The 17,454-nt window shown below is 64.8% G+C and carries 17 protein-coding genes; 5 read left to right on the forward strand and 12 right to left on the reverse strand.

All coding sequences use genetic code 11. The features are described from left to right. Positions 1–156 precede the first annotated feature (156 nt). The 4 genes from ADIAG_RS12985 to ADIAG_RS13000 are packed head-to-tail and all read left to right on the forward strand — an operon-like array spanning position 157 to position 4,406. A complete protein-coding gene (locus tag ADIAG_RS12985; RefSeq protein WP_043474864.1) occupies positions 157–807 on the forward strand; it encodes a GntR family transcriptional regulator in 651 nt (216 codons plus the stop codon). Then, positions 804–2,321 carry an MmgE/PrpD family protein gene (locus ADIAG_RS12990; protein WP_007271843.1) on the forward strand — a complete coding sequence of 506 codons (1,518 nt, stop codon included), beginning with the start codon at positions 804–806 and terminating at the stop codon, positions 2,319–2,321. The genes ADIAG_RS12985 and ADIAG_RS12990 overlap by 4 nt, the downstream gene beginning before the upstream one ends. Beyond that, complete coding sequence (gene prpB / locus ADIAG_RS12995) at positions 2,322–3,251, forward strand: methylisocitrate lyase (protein ID WP_007271844.1); 930 nt, start codon at positions 2,322–2,324, stop codon at positions 3,249–3,251. Positions 3,252–3,269: 18 nt separating this feature from the next. Continuing rightward, positions 3,270–4,406 (forward strand): bifunctional 2-methylcitrate synthase/citrate synthase, encoded by a 1,137-nt coding sequence (locus ADIAG_RS13000; RefSeq protein ID WP_007271845.1) that lies wholly within the window; start codon positions 3,270–3,272, stop codon positions 4,404–4,406. 98 nt (positions 4,407–4,504) lie between these two features. Here ADIAG_RS13000 and ADIAG_RS13005 read toward each other — a convergent pair whose 3' ends face one another. The 12 genes from ADIAG_RS13005 to ADIAG_RS20320 all read right to left on the reverse strand — a co-directional run bounded on the left by ADIAG_RS13005 (position 4,505) and on the right by ADIAG_RS20320 (position 16,489). After that, on the reverse strand, positions 4,505–5,869 hold the full coding sequence (locus tag ADIAG_RS13005; RefSeq protein WP_007271846.1) for a hypothetical protein: 1,365 nt from the start codon (positions 5,867–5,869) through the stop codon (positions 4,505–4,507). Further along, the gene (locus ADIAG_RS13010) at positions 5,856–6,374 is read right to left on the reverse strand and encodes an RNA polymerase sigma factor (RefSeq protein ID WP_007271847.1); all 519 of its coding nucleotides are present in this window, start codon (positions 6,372–6,374) and stop codon (positions 5,856–5,858) included. Before ADIAG_RS13010 ends, ADIAG_RS13005 begins: the two co-directional genes overlap by 14 nt. A gap of 57 nt (positions 6,375–6,431) precedes the next feature. Further along, the gene (locus tag ADIAG_RS13015) at positions 6,432–6,989 is read right to left on the reverse strand and encodes an 8-oxo-dGTP diphosphatase (RefSeq protein WP_007271848.1); all 558 of its coding nucleotides are present in this window, start codon (positions 6,987–6,989) and stop codon (positions 6,432–6,434) included. Positions 6,990–7,009: 20 nt separating this feature from the next. After that, entirely contained in the window at positions 7,010–8,113 is a 1,104-nt protein-coding gene (gene xerD / locus ADIAG_RS13020; RefSeq protein ID WP_007271849.1) for a site-specific tyrosine recombinase XerD, read from the reverse strand. Positions 8,114–8,122: 9 nt separating this feature from the next. Then, positions 8,123–8,788, reverse strand: coding sequence for an NUDIX domain-containing protein (locus ADIAG_RS13025; protein ID WP_007271850.1), 666 nt, complete (start codon positions 8,786–8,788; stop codon positions 8,123–8,125). A gap of 4 nt (positions 8,789–8,792) precedes the next feature. Then, the gene (locus tag ADIAG_RS13030; RefSeq protein ID WP_007271851.1) at positions 8,793–10,481 is read right to left on the reverse strand and encodes a CTP synthase; all 1,689 of its coding nucleotides are present in this window, start codon (positions 10,479–10,481) and stop codon (positions 8,793–8,795) included. A gap of 86 nt (positions 10,482–10,567) precedes the next feature. Next, entirely contained in the window at positions 10,568–12,301 is a 1,734-nt protein-coding gene (gene recN / locus ADIAG_RS13035) for a DNA repair protein RecN (RefSeq protein ID WP_007271852.1), read from the reverse strand. After that, complete coding sequence (locus tag ADIAG_RS13040; RefSeq protein WP_007271853.1) at positions 12,298–13,332, reverse strand: NAD kinase; 1,035 nt, start codon at positions 13,330–13,332, stop codon at positions 12,298–12,300. Before ADIAG_RS13040 ends, recN begins: the two co-directional genes overlap by 4 nt. Before the next feature lie 54 nt (positions 13,333–13,386). Continuing rightward, positions 13,387–14,193: a TlyA family RNA methyltransferase gene (locus ADIAG_RS13045; protein ID WP_007271854.1), complete on the reverse strand. Its 807-nt coding sequence runs from the start codon at positions 14,191–14,193 to the stop codon at positions 13,387–13,389. Beyond that, positions 14,190–14,420, reverse strand: coding sequence for a hypothetical protein (locus ADIAG_RS13050; RefSeq protein ID WP_007271855.1), 231 nt, complete (start codon positions 14,418–14,420; stop codon positions 14,190–14,192). The genes ADIAG_RS13045 and ADIAG_RS13050 overlap by 4 nt, the downstream gene beginning before the upstream one ends. 11 nt (positions 14,421–14,431) lie before the next feature. Then, positions 14,432–15,424, reverse strand: a complete 993-nt coding sequence (locus ADIAG_RS13055) for an HAD-IIA family hydrolase (RefSeq protein WP_007271856.1) — start codon at positions 15,422–15,424, stop codon at positions 14,432–14,434. Positions 15,425–15,439: 15 nt separating this feature from the next. Further along, complete coding sequence (locus ADIAG_RS20320; RefSeq protein ID WP_051059927.1) at positions 15,440–16,489, reverse strand: hypothetical protein; 1,050 nt, start codon at positions 16,487–16,489, stop codon at positions 15,440–15,442. On the opposite strand from ADIAG_RS20320, the gene ADIAG_RS20325 reads away from it, so the two are divergent. Next, entirely contained in the window at positions 16,457–17,143 is a 687-nt protein-coding gene (locus tag ADIAG_RS20325; RefSeq protein ID WP_051059928.1) for a hypothetical protein, read from the forward strand. The genes ADIAG_RS20320 and ADIAG_RS20325 overlap by 33 nt on opposite strands. Positions 17,144–17,454 lie beyond the last annotated feature (311 nt).

The following is a 17,454-nucleotide window of genomic DNA, read 5'->3' on the forward strand; positions in this document are numbered from 1 at the left end:
ACCATTTATCCATTCGTGTCTCGTGAGTGTTCGGTTCAGACGAGCTTATGACCAGTGACACAAGATTTCAAGACCTTTGTATACACAGAAAGGCAACTTTCCAAGATTTCCTCCTTTTGTCGTGACATTTTGGTATTTCTGTATACAATTGATGGCATGAGAGCAAGCGACAAAGCCTACGAGGAGCTGCGGACCGACATCGTCGAATGGCGGTTGCGTCCCGGTGCCGTATTGGGCGAGGTTGAGCAGGCTGAACGGCTGGGGGTTTCCCGCACCCCGCTGCGCGAGGCCCTGGCCCGGCTGGTCGCCGACGGGCTGGCCGTGCAGCAGCGCGGACGCGGCGCGGTGGTCTCGGATGTCTCACTCGAGCACGTCGATAACCTCTTTGCCTTGCGCAGGGCCCTTGAAATCGAATCCGCCCGCATCGCAGCGCTCAATGCCGAGCCCGGCACCTTTGCCGCGCTGCGCGCCCGTTTCCTCGAAGCGGGACGCTCCACCGCCCCTGAAACTCGCGAGGCCTACTATCGGTTGGCCGGGGAACTTGACCGAAGCATCGATGCGGCAGTGGCCAACCCCTACATCCAGCAGTCACTGCGCTCCCTGCGCGTGCATCTGGCCCGCGTCCGCCGACTGGCCCAGGACGACCCCACCCGCTTGGCGGCATCGGCCCTGGAACATGCAGCGATCGCCGAAGGCATCGCAGCCCGCAACCCGGATATCGCCGCTGCGGCCACCCAGTTGCATCTCCACCACAGTCTCGAACACATCAAGAATCATGCCGAATCCGAAAAGAGGACACCTCAATGATCAACCACCCAGTACGCGTGTACCGCAGTGAAGAAAACCTTCCCCGCGAGGATCAGCTCGCGCACAAGATCGCCGTCGTCGCCGCGGACCCTGTCGAGGTCAGCCCCGAGGTCACCGAGATGATCATCAACCGCGTCATCGACAACGCCTCGGTAGCCATTGCCTCGCTGAACCGCGGCCCAATCGTCGCAGCCCGCGCCCAGGCTCTGACCCACGCACCCTCCACCGGCGGAGCCGGCGCCAATGTCTTCGGGATTTCCGAGAAGGTCTCCCCCGAGTGGGCGGCCTGGGCCAACGGAGTGGCAGTGCGCGAACTCGACTACCACGACACCTTCCTGTCCGCCGAGTACTCCCACCCGGGTGACAACATCCCACCGATCCTGGCCGTCGCCCAGCACACCGGAGCCTCCGGCAAGGACCTGATCCGCGGGCTGGCCACCGGCTACGAGATCCAGGTCGACCTGGTCAAGTCCATTTGCCTGCACGAGCACAAGATCGACCACGTCGCCCACCTGGGCCCCTCAGCAGCAGCCGGCATCGGCACCCTGCTGGGCCTTGACGTCGAGACCATCTTCCAGGCCGTGGGACAGGGCCTGCACACCACCACCGCCACCCGCCAGTCACGCAAGGGCGAGATCTCCACCTGGAAGGCTCACGCCCCAGCCTTCGCCGGCAAGATGGCCGTCGAAGCCGCCGACCGCGCCATGCGCGGACAGACCTCCCCGGTGCCGATCTACGAAGGCGAAGACGGCGTCATCGCCTGGCTGCTCGACGGACCGGATGCTGCCTACACCGTGCCGCTGCCAGAAGCCGGCGAGGCCAAGCGCGCGATCCTTGATACCTACACCAAGGAGCACTCCGCCGAGTACCAGGCACAGGCCTGGATCGACCTGGCCCGCAAGCTGCACCGCGAGCACCCAGAGGCCGTCGACGCGAAGAACGTCGCATCGGTGCTGATCAAGACCTCGCACCACACCCACTTCGTGATCGGCTCCGGCGCCAACGACCCGCAGAAGTACGACCCGACGGCATCGCGTGAGACTCTGGATCACTCGATCCCGTACATCTTCACCGTTGCACTGCAGGACGGCTCCTGGCACCACGTGGATTCCTACTCCCCCGAGCGCGCCGGCCGCCCTGACACCATCGAGCTGTGGAACAAGGTGACCACCGAGGAAGACGCCGAGTGGACCCGCCGCTACCACTCCCTGGACATCGCCGAGAAAGCCTTCGGCGGCTCGGTGGAGATCACCCTGACCGACGGCACCGTCATCACCGATGAAATCGCCGTGGCCGACGCACACCCGCTGGGCGCACGTCCGTTCGCTCGCGAGCAGTACATCAACAAGTTCCGGACCCTGGCCGCTGATCTGGTGGCGGAAGAGGAAATCGAGCGCTTCATCGCCGCGGCCGAAAACCTGGAAAACTTGGGTGCCGGCGAGCTGGAGCAGCTGAACATCACCGCGGCACCGGGGGTCATCGACCTCGCGTCCGCCCCGAAGGGACTGTTCTAAATGTTGTACTCGCACGTCACCCCGGAGCAGAAGCGCGCATCCTTACGCGAAATGCTCGTCCCGGGCACCGCACGCCAATTCCCCGGCGCCTTCAACCCGCTCTCGGCGAAGCTGATCGAGGAAAAGGGCTTTGACGGTGTCTACATCTCCGGCGCGGTACTCGCCAACGATCTGGGCTTCCCGGACATTGGGCTGACCACGCTCACCGAGGTAGCCACCCGGGCCGGGCAGATCGCCCGGATGAGCGACCTGCCGGCCATCGTTGATGCCGATACCGGCTTCGGCGAGCCCATGAACGTGGCCCGCACCATCCAGGAACTCGAGCACGCGGGGCTGGCCGGCTGCCACATCGAGGACCAGTTCAACCCGAAGCGCTGCGGCCACCTGGACGGCAAGAACGTTGTCGAGCTGAACACCATGGTCAAGCGCATTGCCGCCGCGGCAGATGCCCGCCGAGATCCGAACTTCCTGATCATGGCGCGCACCGATGTGCGCGGCGTCGAGGGCCTGGATGCTGTCATCGATCGGGCCAAGGCCCTGGTGGATGCCGGCGCCGATGCGATCTTCCCCGAGGCCATGAAGGACCTCACCGAGTTCGAGGCGGTCTGCAAGGCCGTGGACGTGCCGGTGCTGGCCAACATGACCGAGTTCGGAAAGTCGGATCTCTTCACCCGTCAACAGCTGGCCGATACCGGCGTGGCCATCGTCATCTACCCGGTGACGTTGCTGCGCAGCGCCATGGGTGAGGCCGAACGCGTCCTAGATGCCATCGCTGCCGACGGAACCCAGGAGTCTCGGGTAGATTCAATGTTGACGCGTGCTCGTTTATACGAGCTGGTTGACTACGAGGCGTACAACCGCTTCGACACCGGGATCTTCAATTTCCAGGTCCCCGACCTCGATATCCACTCGAATAACGCGAATCTGTAGGAAAGCAGGAGCGAAGCGATGACTGAAACCGACATCAAGAAGGGCCTGGCCGGGGTCGTAGTTGACTACACGGCCGTTTCCAAGGTCAACCCGGACACCAATTCGCTGCTTTACCGCGGCTATCCGGTGCAGGACCTGGCAGCATCCAAGAGCTTCGAGGAAGTTGCCTTGCTGCTGTGGACCGGGGAACTTCCCTCCGAAGCCGAATTGGCCGACTTCGTGGCGGCGGAACGTGCGGGGCGCACCCTGGCGGCCAACGTGAAGGCCGCCATCGACCTGCTGCCGACCGATTGCCACCCGATGGATGTGGGCCGCACCGCGGTCTCGGTCATCGGCGCGAACCATGCACTGGCCGAAGATTCCTCCCCCGAGGCCGAGCTGGCCAAGGCCAAGGAGCTCTTTGCCGCGTTCCCGGCGGTGGTCGCCTACGACCAGCGCCGCCGTCGCGGCCTGGACGTCGTGGAACCGCGCGCGGACCTGGACTACGCGCAGAACTTCTTGTGGATGACCTTCGGCGAAGAAGCAGCACCGGAGGTCGTGGACGCGTTCCGCGTTTCGATGGTGCTCTACGCCGAGCACTCCTTTAACGCCTCGACCTTCACCGCCCGGGTCATCACCTCGACCCTCTCGGATCTGCACTCGGCTGTCACCGGGGCCATCGGCGCGCTCAAGGGCTCGCTGCACGGCGGGGCCAACGAGGCAGTGATGCATACCTTCCAGGAGATCGGGATCGACAAGAACGAAACCCGGGAGGACGCGGCGGCACGCGCCAAGACCTGGATGGAAGAGGCGCTTGCGGCCAAGAAAAAGGTCATGGGCTTCGGGCATCGCGTATACAAGCACGGCGACTCCCGCGTTCCGACCATGAAGGCCGCGTTGGACAAGATGATCGAGCATTATGGGCGCGGCGAAATGCTGGGCCTCTACGACGGTCTGGAAGCGGCCATGGACGAGGCCAAGGCGATCAAGCCGAACCTCGACTACCCGGCCGGCCCGACGTACCACCTGATGGGCTTCGACACCGAGATGTTCACCCCGATCTTCATCGCGGCGCGCATCACCGGCTGGACGGCCCACATCATGGAACAGCGTGCGGCCAACGCATTGATCCGCCCGCTCTCGGCCTACAACGGCCCGGAGCAGCGCGCACTGTAGAGATTCCGTAGAACCCCCAGGGGCGGAGGGGACCACATGGTCCCCTCCGCCCCTGCTTTTTGGATCCCGCAGCCTGAAGGTCTCGGGGCCCGGGTGGGTCACTTCAGCGTCAGTGACGCTGCAAGGTCCTTGGCCTGTTGGTACTCCGAGGATGCCAGGTCGGTGGTGCGCTCCTTAGCATCCAGGAACCCTAGGTATCCGTTCCAGGCATCGGATTGGAACATCTTGCCGCGGTGGTGGAAAGCGGTGGGCAGATCGCACATCTTGCCCTGCTTGGCGCTGTCGGCCAGTACCAGGGACACCGTCGAGCGTTCGATGCCGGCGGCGTCGGTTTCGGTCACCAGCCCCAGGGCCAGTGCTCCCTCATCAACCACCACGGAGCTGGGCGAGACACCGTGCAGCACATAATTCGCGCCCGGATCGTTGCATGCGGTTCCGCCCTCGGTCCCGCCCTGATCGTCGGTGAACAGGGCCATGTTGAATACCGCCTTGCCGTGAGCGTCGAAGAACATCAGCTGGTAGGTGGCGGCGTCCAGCGGATCGGTGGTGACCGGATCCAGGACCGTGCCGTCGGCGCCGCGCGCCGATTCGCTCATGCTCCACCCCGGGTAGGTGACTTCCAGGGCCGTATTGCCGTAGGCGACGGGCTCAGTACCCGATTCAGCTTCCATCCATGAGGGAAGGTTGGGGCCGAAGAGGTCTTCGGCGGTGGCTGCCTCGATGCCCAACTCCTTGCGGGCTTCTTCCATGCGTTCGGCGGGGCTTTGGCCCGGTTCGTAGCTGTAGCCGCGCAGTGTCGGCCAGGCCAGGAATTCCTGGTGCACCTCTATCCCGTCGGCGTTGATGGACACCGGCGAGTTGACCCATTGCGACGTTTTCTCATTCCATTCGGCCACCAGCATGCCGCCGGCGGTGTCCCCGATGTTGTTCTCGGTGCGGTACTGGTCGGTGGGGTTGAAGGCGGAAAAGCCGTCCAGGCAGCCGATGAGTGCGTAGGACTGGGCATCAAAACCGCCCTTGGTTCTCTTGCCCTGGGCGTCGGCCACCAGCATCTCGGGCAGCGACAGGGCCTGGCAGGCCTCATCGTCGGCGAAGTGCGCACCGTCCCAGGCGGCGAAGAGCCCGTTTGGCAGCGCCTGCGACTGCGGGGTGCTGCTCGGCTCGGCGGAGCTGGACTGAGAGGGATCCGGTGCCGGCGCCGACTGTGTGGGCGGGGTCGCCGGCAGCGGCTCGGGCGTCGGGGAGTTCCAGGGCGCCCAGATAATCACCGCGGCCACCGCGGCGGCCGTGGCCATCGCCCCGGCTGCCGCGGGCCACCAGGAGCGCTTGGTCCGTAAAGGCTCGGCGACGGGGCGTTGGATGAAGACCGGTGCCGGCTCCGAAAGGTCCAGGGGTAGCGGTCCGCCCGAGTCCCGTGAAGCGCGGGGGTCGGCATCACGAAGAAGCTTCTCAATGTTGTCCATTCTCGGTTCCACCCTTCAACATGTGGTTCGGCGCCTTGCGGGAGAAGGCCTTGCGGGCCCGGAAGAGCCTGGATTTGGCCGAGTCGACGGAGCAGTCGAGTAGGGCCGCGATCTCGGCCAGAGACAGCGCGTCCCAGTAGGAGAGCATGAGGATTTCACGTTCTGCAGCACGCAGCGAGTCGAGTACCTCGCGGACCGCCTCGGACATGGGATCGGGGGACGATTCACGGCGATGTAGTTCCTCGCCGCCGACCTTTTGTGCCAGCCGACGCTGGCGTTGGATGGCTCGTAATCCGTTGGCGACCAGGTTCCGTGCGGTGACCAGCAGCCCCGGCAGCACGTCGGCCGCCGGGGCCTTCTGCTGCTGCCAGGCGATGCGGAAGACGTCGTTGGTGATCTGCTGTGGCGATGAGACGTCGCGGATCCGTCGGTAGGTGTAGGCGTAGACACGCCGGGCATACTGCTGGTGCAGTTCTTCCACGTGCGAGGCTGTTAACGCTCCCATGTGTTCGATCCCCCTTTGTGCGTGCGGCTCCCCCGAGGCTTCAGGGCTCGCTGTTGACTAAGTAAGGTCCGGGAAGTCGGCTTCGGTGGCGGGTGCGGCGGGAATTCTTTTTTCCGGCCAGCCGATCATCGAGAACCGGGCCACCGATTCGTTATCCGCACCCAGCACCACCAGGGCATCAAAGCGTTCCCCTGCCAGCAGGCGAGAGAGCCACAGTGCCGAGTCCTCCCACATCTTCTGCACCGGCAGCGCGCCGACCGGGTACCAGGCAGGAATCAGTTCCTCGGAGGCCGCGGGCTCCCCGCTGAAGGAAGGCACCAGGAAGATGGTGCAGTCCATGTCGGCGGCGGGCTGTCCGGGGAAACGGAAATACACTCGGGCCGCGGCCTGCAGGGTTTCGGGCTCGGCCAGCAACCCGGTTTCTTCAGCCAGCTCACGCACCGCGGCTCCCCGCGGGCTTTCTCCGGCTTCGATCTTGCCGCCCGGGGCCACGATGCGTCCGGCGCCGAAGCCCCGTTGTTTGAGCCCCAGCAGGATCTTCTCACCGGAGGGTGATTCTTGGATCGGCAGGCACAACACGACCTGGACCGGGGTGGTTGCTCGGCGGTGGGCCATGGGTGGGCTTTCCTGCTTCCTTAGAGGTTGGCTCGCGGGTGGGCCGCGGCATAGATTTCGCGCAGCGTGTCGGCGGTGACCAGCGTGTAGACCTGGGTGGTGGTGACCGAGGCATGGCCCAGCAGCTCCTGGACCACACGCACATCAGCCCCGCCCTCGAGCAGGTGGGTGGCGAAGGAGTGGCGCAACGTATGCGGGGAGACGTCCTGTTCGATGCCTGCGCGTTCGGCGGCCTTGGTGAGCACCGTCCACGCCGATTGACGTGAGAGCCGCCCGCCGCGCTGGTTCAGGAAGAGTGCCGCGGTGCCCTTGCCCTTGGAAACCAGCTCGGGGCGCCCGCGGACCAGGTAGGAGTTCAGCGCGTCGATCGCGTAGGACCCCAGCGGAACGATGCGTTCCTTGGAGCCCTTACCGAAGAGCCGCACCACGGCAGGGCCCTCGGCGGGGCGTTCCAGGTGCAGGTCATCGACGTCCAGGCCCACGGCCTCGGAGATTCGGGCCCCGGTGGAGTACAGGAATTCGAGGATCGCCTTGTCGCGCAGGCCCGCGGAGGTGTCGATGGAAACCGAGTCAAGGATCGCGGTGACCTCGGCGACGGAGATGGCCTTGGGCAACCGGCGCCCGGGGGTCGGCGGGTGCAGGTCGACGGCGGGGTTGGTGGGTGCCAGGCCTTCGAGCTCCCAGAACTTGTGTACTCCACGCACCGCCACGATGGTGCGTGCCGCCGAGCGGGCGCTGAGCGGGGCGGCACCGTCGGCACCGTCACGGACCGCTTGGGCGAAGGACGTCAGGTGCCGCAGGGTCACCTGATCCGGGGCATGGACTTGTTGGGCATGCAGGTAGGAGGCGTAGCGGTAGAGGTCGCGGCGGTAGGCGCTGACGGTGTTCTTCGCCATGCCGCGTTCCACGGCCAGGTGCTGCAGGTAGACGGCCAGGTGCTTGCCAATGGGCAGCGAGGTGGGATCCGGTGCCGGTGCTGGAACCGGATCGGGGACCGTTTTCAGCACTTGGGTTGCCGCGATGGTGCCAAGTTTCACGGTCTCGGACCGGGAGGAGCTAGGAAGCGAAACCGTTTCGGGGACCACACCCAGGCGCAGGGTCGGATCGTCGGTGCCGGTGGGCATGGCCGGGCCCTATGCCCGCGGCTCGCCGGAGCGCAGGCGCGGGTGGGCTTCGAAAGCCTCGTCCACGGGCCGCAAGGAGGCGTATCCGCCGGCTCGAGAAGCTGCGGCGGCCAGCAGGCCTGCCACTGCGGAGGGGTTGTGGATTCGCCCGGCCAGGACCGCGGCCACAGCGTCGTCAAAGGGAACCCAGGCCACGGCCATGTCCGCTTCCTCATCGGTCCGTTGGTGTCGTTGCTCCGCGGGAACCGGGCTGGTGGTGCGTGCCAGATAGATGCGGATCGCTTCCGAGGAGGAACCCGGGGAAAGGAACAGGTCCACCAGCACCGACCAGTCGGCGGCGATGAGATCTGTTTCCTCGGCCAGTTCGCGAGCCGCAGCAAGGTGCGGGGGCTCTCCTGCAACATCGAGCAGGCCGGCAGGGATTTCCCACAGGTTCATGCGCACCGGGTGGCGGTATTGGTTGATCAGCAACACCTCGTCGGCGTCGTTGAGTACCAGCACTGCCACGGCGCCGGGGTGCTCGATGTAGTCTCTGACCAACGGTTCGTTGCCGGGGGTGAATTCGAAGGTGTCCTGCACGACGTCCCAGATGCGCCCGTCATAGACGGTCTGGGAAGACAGCAGGCGGCGAGGGCTGAGCGAATCGCCCAGCACCCCGCCGTCCGTTGTTGTCATGGTGTTACTTGCCGGCCTTCTGGTGGGCCAACGCTGCCTTGACCAGTCCCGCGAAGAGCGCGTGCGGGCGGGTCGGGCGGCTGGAGAGCTCCGGGTGGGCCTGAGTGGAGACGTAGTACGGGTGAACGTCCTTGGGCAGTTCCACGAACTCCACGAGCTTGCCGTCCGGCGACGTGCCGGAGAAGACCAGGCCCGCCGCCGCGAGCTGCTCGCGGTAGGCGTTGTTGACCTCGTAGCGGTGGCGGTGACGTTCGGCGACCTTGGTCTTGCCGTAGGTCTCGGCCACGACCGAACCCTCGGTGAGGGCCGCGTCGTAGAGGCCCAGGCGCATGGTGCCGCCCAGATCGCCCTTGCCGTCAACGATGTCCAGCTGCTCTTCCATGGTCGCAATGACCGGGTGCTTGGTGTCCGGATCGAATTCGGTGCTCGAGGCATCGACCAGGCCGACGACGTTGCGTGCGTATTCGATGACCATCGACTGCAGACCCAGGCACAGGCCCAGGGTCGGCATGCCGTTTTCGCGGGCATGCTTCAGGGCGCCGAGCTTGCCGTCCAGGCCGCGGATGCCGAAGCCACCAGGCACGCAGATCGCGTCCACGCCGGCCAGTGCCTTGGCAGCGCCTGCCGGGGTGGAGCAGTCATCCGACGGGACCCAGCGGATCTGGACCTTGGTTTTGTTGGCGAAGCCGCCGGCACGCAGAGCCTCGGTGACCGAGAGGTAGGCGTCGGGCAGTTCGATGTACTTACCGACCAGCGCGATTTCCAGGTGGTGCTTGGGGTTGTGGACGGCGTCAAGCAGTTTGTTCCACTTGGACCAGTTCACATCCTTGAACTTCATGCCCAGGTGCTGAACGATGTATGCGTCCAGGCCCTGGGAGTGCAGCACCACGGGGATGTCGTAGATGCTCGGGGCATCGGGGCAGTTGACCACTGCTTCCGGATCGACATCGCAGGTGCGTCCGATTTTCACGCGCATCTCGTCAGGGATGTCCCGGTCCGAGCGGATGACCAGGGCGTCGGGCTGGATGCCGATGGAGCGCAGCGCAGCCACGGAGTGCTGGGTCGGCTTGGTCTTCAGCTCGTGGCTGGGGCCGATGTAGGGCACCAGGGAGACGTGGACGAAGAAGACGTTTCCGCGGCCGATGTCCTGGCGGACTTGGCGGGCCGATTCGAGGAAGGGCTGGGATTCGATGTCGCCCACGGTGCCACCGATTTCGGTGATGATCACGTCCGGTGCCTTCTTGCCCTTGCCCGGCTCGGTGGCCGGCAGACGCATGCGGCGCTTGATCTCATCGGTGATGTGCGGGATGACCTGAACGGTGTCGCCGAGGTAGTCGCCGCGGCGTTCCTTCTCGATGACGGTTGAGTACACCTGACCGGTAGTCACGTTGGCCATGCCGGTGAGGTTTTCGTCCAGGAAGCGCTCGTAGTGACCGATGTCGAGGTCTGTTTCGGCGCCATCATCGGTGACAAATACTTCACCGTGCTGGAAGGGGTTCATTGTTCCCGGATCCACGTTCAGATACGGGTCTAGTTTCTGCATCGTGACGGAGAGTCCGCGTGCCCGAAGCAGGTGACCGAGGCTGGAAGCCGTCAGTCCCTTGCCGAGGGACGAGGCCACACCGCCGGTGACGAAGATATGCTTTGTCGTTTCAGACGACCTGGAATCACGGGAAAGATTACGTTGCACCACGGGGTTTTACCCTATCACCTTTTCGATGTTGAACAGTTGGGAATGACTCTACATGCCCGGGCCACGGCACAGGCGAAAACGGCGGTTCAAGAGAGCGAGCTAACCATTTGCTGAGCATCGCCGAGCAATTCCTCGGCATGCGCCTGGGCGGTTGAGGAATCCTCCTGACCTGCGAGCATCCTTGCCAATTCTCTTACCCGCTCGGCTTCGTCGAGCAATACGACGTCGCTGGCGGTGAACCCTGCACCGGCTGCAGCACCCGCGTCAGAGGACTTAATCACCCGCACATGGCGGTCAGCATAGGCTGCCACCTGGGGCAGGTGGGTGACCACAATCACCTGGACGTGCTTGGCCAGCATGGCTAGGCGCTTTCCGATCTCCACCGCCGCCTTGCCGCCGACTCCGGCGTCTACTTCGTCGAAGACGAAGGTTGGGACCGGGTCCACCGCGGCCAGCACCACTTCAATGGCCAGCATCACCCGGGAGAGCTCACCGCCGGAGGCTCCCTTGCCCAGTGGGCGTGGGGTCGTTCCTGCGTGCGGCTGCAACAGCATGGTGATGGCATCGAACCCGTGGCGGGTTGGCTCGGTGAGCTTTTCGAGATCGAGCACGAACTTCGCATCCGGCATGGCCAGTGCGGCAAGTTCGGCGGTCACCCGGGCAGCCAGGTCCTTGGCGGCCTTGGCGCGCAGCTTGGACAGCTTTTCACCGAGGGTCTCGACCTCGGTGCGCAGGGCCTCGGTTTCGGCCCGCAGCTCCTCGATGCGACCGTCGTCGCCCTGGATCTCGGTCAGTCGGGCCCGGGAGACCTCGGCCCAGGCGATGACCTCGTCGATGTCCGGGGCGTATTTGCGGATCAGTCGGTTCAGGTCCCCGCGGCGTTCTTCAAGCGCGGCGAGCCGTCCCGGGCCCTCCGCGTCCAGGTCCGCGAGGTAGGCGGCGAGATCGGTGGAGACCTCGGCGGCCAGGATCCCGATTTCGTGCAGCCGCTCGGCCAGTGACTTGATCTCCGCGTCGTCGTCGGCGACCTGCTCCAGGGCATGCTTCGCGGTCTCGACCAGCGAGATCACGCTGGTGGCATCGAAGGCCTCGCTATTGAGCGCCTCGTGGGCGGCGTCGGCGTTGGCGCGCAGTTCCTCGACGTTGGTGAGTTTCAGTGACTGGGTCTTGAGTTCGGAATCTTCCCCGGGCTGGGGGTCGACAGCATCAATCTCTTCCAGGGCGACTTGCAAGGATTCCGCCTCGCGGATGCGTTCACGGGATGCAGCCTGCAGTTCCGCGAGCTCGGTGGAGGAAGCACCCCACTTCTCGAAGGCTTCCTTGTAGGTTGCCAGTACCTTGCCCAGCGGTGCGCCGGCGAACTTGTCCAGCGCCGCTCGTTGGGTCACGGCACCCTTGAGCCGCATCTGGTCGGTCTGGCCGTGGATCGCGATGAGGTCCTCGCCCAGTTCCACCAGGACGCCCACCGGCGCCGCCCGGCCGCCCACCGAGGCGCGGCTGCGCCCTTCGGCTGACAAGGTGCGGGTGACGATCAGTTCGGCCTCGTCGTCATAGCGTTCAACGAGGGCTCCGGCCTCCTCGGCACGGTCCAAGACCTTGCTGCTCGCCGGCAGTACCAGGGTGGCGTCGGCGACGGCTTGCTTGGCGCCGTGGCGCACTGCGCCGGCGTCGGCACGGCGTCCAAGCAGCAGCCCGAGCGCGGTGATGACCATGGTCTTGCCTGCACCGGTTTCGCCGGTGACCACGCTGAAGCCGGGTCCCAGCGGCAGGGTGGCCTGGGAGATGACTCCCAGGTCCTTGATACGGATTTCCTGAATCACAGTTGCCTCCGATATTCCGGGCCGGGGAGCGTTTTCGGTTCCGGCTTGGGTTCGTGGTGGCGCGGTTCGATGACTTGGACCGCCGGGGTGATGACCGGCAGTGCGGTGGTTGCAGTCTCGCGATCTTCCGGTTCCACCGGTCCGCGCCAGCCTTGGATGGGAAGTTCAAACTTATTGACCAGGCGTTCGGAGAACGGGGTCTGGTTGACCCGGGCCAGGCGCACCGGCTTGGAGGATCGGGTGACTTCGATGCGGGCACCGGGTGGAAGATCGATGGTTCGTCGGCCGTCGCACCAGAGCACCGCGCCGGCATCCGTGCGGGTCAGGATCTCGATGGCGAGCACCGAAGCCGGGGCGACCACCAGCGGCTTCGCGAAGAGTGCGTGCGCGCTGATCGGCACCATCACCAGGGCCTCGACCTCGGGCCAGACCACCGGACCGCCGGCGGAGAACGCGTAGGCGGTGGAACCGGTGGGGGTGGCCATGACGACCCCGTCGCAGCCGAAGGTGCTCAACGGGCGGCCGTCGACCTCCATGACCACTTCGATCATGCGTTCGCGGTTGGCTTTTTCCACGGCGGCTTCGTTCAGCGCCCAGGTGTGGGCGATGCGGCGGTTATCTCGCCAGACCTGCACGTCGATGGTCATGCGTTCCTCGACGGTGTAACGACGTTCCACGATCCACTGCACGGTCTCCTGCAGGGCTGGCCGCTCGCTTTCGGCCAGGAAGCCCACGTGTCCGAGGTTGACTCCGAGTAGCGGGACCCCGTCGTCGCGGACCAGCTCGGCAGCACGCAGCACGCTGCCGTCTCCTCCGAGCACCACGCCGAGGTCGATGGCCGCGAGGCTGGTGTCTTCGCCCAGGACTTCCACGTCCAGGTTTTCGCCCTCGGGAATGTTTCTCACGGCCTGCATTTCGACGCGGAGCATCACGGGGATGAGCCCTGCTTGGCGCAGCCGGGAACAGGTGTCCACCGCCGCGATGAGTGCATCCGAACGGCCAGTGTGGGTGAGGACCAAAATCCTGCGCATGGGTTCCTTCCTCGGCGGACCGAAAATAGGGACATCAGTTCCGATGCCGCCAGTCTAAGAATAGTCAACGTCCGGCCAGGCGGTGGTCCCGACGCGGGGTTGTGGAGAAGCGTCGGAATTGGCGGCTGAGACCTGGGTGAGCCAGAGGAAGAATTCGACGTTGCCGTCCTGGCCGGGCAACGGGCTGCGGGCCAGCCCGTCCACGCGCAGCCCTGCGTCCATGGCGGAGGACAACACGGTGTCCACGGCCTTGCGCCGCTGCACGGGGCTGCTCACCACCCCGGTGCGGGCCAGCTGTTCGCGGCCGATCTCGAATTGCGGCTTGACCATGAGCACCAGTTCGCCTCCCGGTGCGGTGGCACCGGAGAGCGCCGACATGACCAGGGTGAGGGAGATGAAGGAGAGATCAGCAACCACCAGGTCCACGACTCCCCCGATGTCCGCGGGATTCAGGTAGCGCACATTCATGCCCTCGTGGACGTGCACGCGTGGATCGGCACGCAGCTCGGGGACCAGTTGGCCGTGTCCAACGTCCACCGCTTCGACGTGGTCGGCCCCGCGGCGCAACAGCACGTCGGTGAATCCCCCGGTGGATGCGCCAGCGTCCAGGCAGCGTTTTGCCGCGACGTCGATGGTGTTGAATGCGGCAAGCGCCCCGGCAAGCTTGTGCCCGGCGCGTGAGACGAATTCCTCGCCGGTGGCCGGGTCCACGTCGATCGTGGAGGCTTCGGTAACGTTTTTGGAGGCCTTGGCGGCCAACTCACCGTTGACCCGGACCCGTGCCTCGGAGATGAGCCGGGCGGCATCGGTGCGCGAGCGTGCCAGGGAGCGGGTAACTAGTTCCTGGTCGAGTCGGCTCATGGGTGCTCCTGCGCGGTGGATTCAAGGTCTGCGGCTAAGGAAGCCTGCAGCTGTTCGAAGAGGGCAAGGTGCTCGGCAACGGGCAGCTCTGCCAGTGTCTCGAGGACCTCGAGCGAGGTGGATTCACGGGAGGCTTCGTCCGTCCGGTCCGTCGGCCGTGGCCCGGGTACAGGTACGGGTAGGGCGCTGGTGGGGCCGGATACTGGTGTGTTCTGGTTGTTGCTCATCGCCTACGAGCTTATGGCTTGGAGCCGACTTTTTGCGAAAACGTCAGTTTTGGTTCGACTGCGTGTTCCTGCTCCGGGTGGGCCAGCCACCAGGCGGCGCATGCTGCCCGCCAGGAGTCCAGGTTGTTTTCTTCGCCGTCAATGACGATGGTTTGATCGTTGACGCAGGCCACGGCCGAGCCGCAGCGGATGCCGAAGCCGGTGGCTTCGATGACGGGGTATTCCTCGTAGAGGTCCGAAAGGTCAGCGATGAGGTAATCGGGGCGTTCGGCAGTCTTGGCCGACAATGCACTCAGTGCGGTGTCAACCCCGGTGAGTACCAGCACGGTGTTGTATCCGGCGCGGTTTCCACCCAGGATGTCGGTGTCGAGGCGGTCCCCGACGACCAGTGGGCGGGTTGCCTCAAAGTTTTCTGCGGCACGGCGGAAGAGCAACGGCTCGGGCTTGCCGGCCACCAGCGGGCGGGTGTTAGTTGCCGCGCCGATGGCGTTGACCAATGACCCGTTGCCGGGGGCGATGCCCTCGGCGCGGGGAATGGTCAGGTCGGTGTTGGTGGCGACCCAGATGGCACCGCCGTTGATGGCAAACGCCGCCTCCGCCAGGTCTTTCCAGCCGAGTGCCGGGTCGAATCCCTGGATGACTCCCAGGGGCCCGTCGGTGTGGCTTGCCACGATTTCCATGCCGAAGGAGCTGACACAGTCACGCAGGTAGCCACTGCCCACCACCAGGACCTTGGATCCTTGGGGCAGTTTCTGGGCCAGGAGTTCTGCCCCGGCGTCCGCTGAACCAAAGACCTGTTCGGCGGACGCTGGGGCACCAAGCTGTTTCAGGTGTGCGGCAACGGCACCCGGGGACCTCGAGGCGTTGTTGGTGACATACGCCAGGGAGACCGAGCATTCGCTCAATCGGTTCAAGGCGTCGATAGCCTTGGGGATTGCTCCGTTGCCTGCATAGACGACGCCGTCCAAATCGGAGAGCAGTGCGTCAAAACCTGAAATCAGCATGGATGGATCGTTTTCCTACTTTTCGTCGTTCTCGTCCTGATCGATGGCCGGGGATGCACCGTTCGGGGCTTCGGCGACAGGCGCCTCGTCCTCGAGTTCCGGGTTCAGTTCCTCGGCCGGCTCGGCCAGTGCGTCGGCGTCAACAACCTCAAGGGCGTCGTCGTCGGCCACGGTGTCCGCGGCTTCCGCCGATGCGTCTTCCTCGTCACCGTCGGTGGTGTCCGCGGTATCAGCTGCTGCTGCATCCTCGTCGCCGTCGACCGTGAGGTTCTCGGGTTCAACGATGTCGCGGGCACGCGGACGGCGGGCATCGGCTTCGTCGTCTTCACCCAGGTCGATGATGTCCGGTTCGGCGAATTCGCCGGTGCCCAGTGCTTCCTCGGCCACGGAGATCTGCTTGCGCCACTTGACTGCTTCTTCGTTGCGACCCAGGTTTTCCAGGGCGTCGGCGTAAGCCGAGAAGAGTCGCGGGCTGTAGCTGAACGCGCGGTTGATATCCAGCTGCGGGATCTCGAGTTCCGCCAGTGCTGCATTGAGGTCGCCCAAGTCGTTCTGGGCACCCGAAGCAACCATGGCCATCTCGACCTTGCCGTTGGTGTCGAGGGTCTCGACGACCTCGCTGTGGGCGATTTCCAAGGTCTTCCCGGGACGACCGATGCCACGTTCGGCGTCGGCAATCCGGGGCAGGTGCAGGTTGGAACCGCTGATGCGGCGGTGCGTGCGGAATTCGCGCAGGGCTTCGGCGAACTCGCCGGCAGCGTATGCGGCGAGGCCGACTGCTTCGCGGACAACTGCTACACGGCCACCACGACGGGAAGCTGCGATGGTGTGTTCGTAGGCCAACTGTGGATCGATGTCGATCAAGCGTCCGGCCATGACCAGGTGCTTGGAGACCCATTCGTTGTTGACGTCGTCAAGGTAACGCAGTTCCGCACGGGTAATGCGGTCCAGCTCCTTGCCTGTTACATCGTCGTCGATCTCGGGAGAACGTCCGCGCTCGGGGCTGTTCGAGCTGCGCAGGTCGGCCGGGTTGTGCGGGCGACGTGCGTTTTCTTCGTCGCGCATCGCCTCAAGGTCGGCCGTGCTGGCGCCGGAGCGTGGCGCGGAGCTTCCTCCACGGCGGTCGTCGCCTCCACGGAATCCACCACGGTCTTCGCGGGGCTTGAAGCCACCTTCACGACGGTCATCGCCGCCACGGAATCCACCGCGGTCTTCGCGCGGCTTGAAGCCACCGCGATCTTCACGGGGCTTGAAGCCACCTTCACGACGGTCATCGCCGCCACGGAATCCACCACGGTCTTCGCGGGGCTTGAAGCCACCTTCACGACGGTCGTTGCCACCCTGGTATCCACCACGATCTTCACGGGGCTTGAAGCCACCGCGGTCTTCGCGCGGCTTGAAGCCACCCTCACGGCGGTCGTTGCCACCCTGGTATCCACCGCGATCTTCGCGCGGCTTGAAGCCACCCTCACGGCGGTCGTTGCCACCCTGGTATCCACCGCGATCTTCGCGCGGCTTGAAGCCACCCTCACGGCGGTCGTTGCCACCCTGGTATCCACCACGATCTTCACGGGGCTTGAAGCCACCGCGGTCTTCACGGGGCTTGAAACCACCCTCACGACGATCATCGCCACCACGGCGGAATCCACCGGAATTACTCGGCTTAGATTCGTTTCGGTCGCGGTTGTCCTTCGACCCGAAGCCCTTGTTTTCGTTTGACACTAGATGTGTTCCTCTCAAAAGGGTCTTCAGTTTTGGACCCCACGCATGAACCAATGGACTCCCGCATCTCACGGAAGTCCACAATAAAATCTTTCGCCCTCACCAGGGCGTTGAACGTCTGCATCTATCTTAGTCGAGGCTACCGATTCGACTCCGCGATTTATACCAATAGTGCGCAACGCAACTGATCCATACTACGGCAAATTATTGATAGCTGCCTGAGACGGGCCTTGAGCAATCGTTGGAGCAGAGGCGTTGAAATATCAAAGAAGCCACTGCTCGGCCATCTACGTCCCAATCTTGCCGGC

Origin of the sequence: Paeniglutamicibacter gangotriensis Lz1y, from assembly GCF_000348945.1 — a bacterium.
Lineage (GTDB): Bacteria > Actinomycetota > Actinomycetes > Actinomycetales > Micrococcaceae > Paeniglutamicibacter > Paeniglutamicibacter gangotriensis.